Source organism: Chryseomicrobium imtechense (assembly GCF_041475995.1).
GTDB classification, from domain to species: domain Bacteria; phylum Bacillota; class Bacilli; order Bacillales_A; family Planococcaceae; genus Chryseomicrobium; species Chryseomicrobium aureum.
In genome coordinates, this window is sequence record NZ_JBGOBM010000044.1 from 1 (window position 1) to 468 (window position 468).

Sequence of the window (468 nt, forward strand, 5' to 3'; positions counted from 1 at the left end):
TCTTGACCTCTTTCTGCCATTTCGTAAGCAGTGCTTTCACCTTTGCCTTTCTGTTTCTTGCATACATCCCGTAATGGCGGATCGTCTTGAACTGTTCGTCAGGGATGTGACGGATCAATCTTGCGATGAACTCTTCTACCGTCACAGTCTCCGTTTTCTCGAGACCGTCGGTCTTGTCCTTGTAGGTGAATGTCACCATCTCGCCATCATATGCCACGATCCGATTGAGACCGATCGCAGGTCGTCGCATATAGCGGCCTATGTAGCGCAACTGTTCCTGAATCTTCCCCTTCTGTTTTGGGGCATGCACATAGAAGCCGTCCTTGTTGTTGTTGAAGGCAGCCTGGAGTCTCGGTTGGACCTTTCTCTTCTCTTCGGCATTCAGGTTCTTACGGATCAGTTTTAACACGACTGTCTGCCACTGCTTTCTCAACATCGCAAATGGAATGAAGTCATGGTCCACATATT

At 48.7% G+C, this 468-nt stretch carries 1 protein-coding gene; it reads right to left on the reverse strand.

The annotated features are described in order from the left end of the window. On the reverse strand, positions 1–468 hold a 468-nt coding region (locus AB5N96_RS13515), incomplete at both ends, for an IS91 family transposase (protein ID WP_499705762.1).